Here is a 1,499-nt window from a genome sequence, read left to right as displayed (position 1 = left end):
GAACTGCATTGTTTGGCGCGTGCTAATCGTCAGCGCTGGCGCGCGGCAATTGCGTCTCTGGTCTTAAACAACGTTTGCGATTAGCGGCGATACCCTCTCTTCGTCATCCCGGGCGGAGCGAAGCGGAGACCCGGGATCCATGCCGGAATGCAAAAGAGCTTCAGCGGTGCAGAACGCGTCGACATCAGGGCCGGGCCGCGCCCGACGATGCTGCGGCCAATAGATCCCGGATAACCTCCGCTCCGCTCCGGTTTCCGGGATGACGAGATTTCACGGCTGTCACCGCTAATCTCTCAGAGTTGATGACGCATTGCGCCCCTCGTCACCAATCGTAAACGCCGGCCATGCCGCGATAGCTCGGCTGGCGCCCAACACTTTGGTGCGATGGACAAGACCTGCAGGGTTCGATACGCCTCATGAAGCAATCAGTCGGAGGACATCATGGCCCTGATTATCGAAGGCGAGGAACAGATCGCGGCACCCGTGCAGAAAGTGTGGGAAGCGCTGAACGACCCGGCGGTTCTCAAGGAGTGCATTCCCGGCTGCCAGAGCCTGGAAATGAAGACGCCGACCGACATGGCCGCCACGGTGGTGTTGAAGATTGGCCCGATCAAGGCGACATTCGCCGGCGAGGTGACGCTGAAGAACCTGAAGCCGCCGCACTCCTACACCATTCAGGGCGAGGGCAAGGGCGGCATTGCCGGTTTCGCCAAGGGCGGCGCGGATGTGACGCTGACCGAGGATGGCGCGAACTCCACCCTCCTCAAATATGAGGCCAAGGCAGATGTCGGCGGCAAGATCGCACAGCTTGGCAGCCGATTGATCACCTCGACGTCGAAGAAGCTGGCAGGGCAGTTCTTTTCGAGTTTCAATGAGAAGGTGAGCGCCGGGTAACGGTTCGCTCCGGCAAGATTGCCGATTTTGTGAACTGCCGGATTACTTTTGAGCCTTGTCTGGCTGGACGTAGCCTGATCGTCTCTTCTTCGTGAGGTGAAACATGCGAGTTATGGTCCTTTCGGCAACAGGCTTTCTTTTGCTGGCCATAGCCGGCTGTGTCAGCGCGCAAGATCAACAACCGGATCAACAGGCGGCAGCCCCGCAGTCGCAGCAGCAAGACCAGCAGACCGCCAATGCCGAGTCCGCCAATACGGATGTGGACCACGACAAGACGTTAAGCACTCAGCGGCAAGGCAACGATCGCTATCCGGTTTGCAGCCCCATGGATTCGAACAACCATCTGGATGTTTCCACGGGGAAGTTCGTCGGTCCCAGCTGCCAGATGGAAGCTGACTGATCGGGTGATTTTGCAGGCTGCACTGCTGAGCGCGTAGCGTCTTCCCCCCTCCGGAGGGAGAGGAAGGGAGCCAGGGCTCGGCGGGTCGGCACCTTTCCTCTCCCCCGCAAGCGGGGGAGCAACCATGTTTGCGTCATCGCGTATGGACTGGTGTCCAAGGTGTTCCCCTTGCGATGACGGCATTGGCCAGAATGGCGAGTTTTCG

Annotated in this window: 2 protein-coding genes; both read left to right on the top strand. The window is 59.6% G+C overall.

Annotated features, from left to right (window positions below; genetic code table 11):
• The first annotated feature begins 441 nt into the window (after positions 1-441).
• Entirely contained in the window at positions 442-894 is a 453-nt protein-coding gene (locus tag BM413_RS32355) for an SRPBCC family protein (protein WP_091918920.1), read from the top strand.
• Between the two features lie 112 nt (positions 895-1,006).
• On the top strand, positions 1,007-1,294 hold the full coding sequence (locus BM413_RS32350) for a hypothetical protein (RefSeq protein WP_091918919.1): 288 nt from the start codon (positions 1,007-1,009) through the stop codon (positions 1,292-1,294).
• Positions 1,295-1,499: the final 205 nt, after the last annotated feature.

The sequence above is a fragment of the Mesorhizobium sp. YR577 genome, from assembly GCF_900116595.1.
Classification (GTDB): domain Bacteria; phylum Pseudomonadota; class Alphaproteobacteria; order Rhizobiales; family Rhizobiaceae; genus Mesorhizobium_M.
This window is presented reverse-complemented; position numbering and strand designations above follow the sequence as displayed.

Bases quoted from the DNA above. Each gene is read 5' to 3' on its own strand.
- BM413_RS32355 (WP_091918920.1), top strand. From the start codon at position 442: ATGGCCCTGATTATCGAAGGCGAGGAACAGATCGCGGCACCCGTGCAG.
- BM413_RS32350 (WP_091918919.1), top strand. From the start codon at position 1,007: ATGGTCCTTTCGGCAACAGGCTTTCTTTTGCTGGCCATAGCCGGCTGT.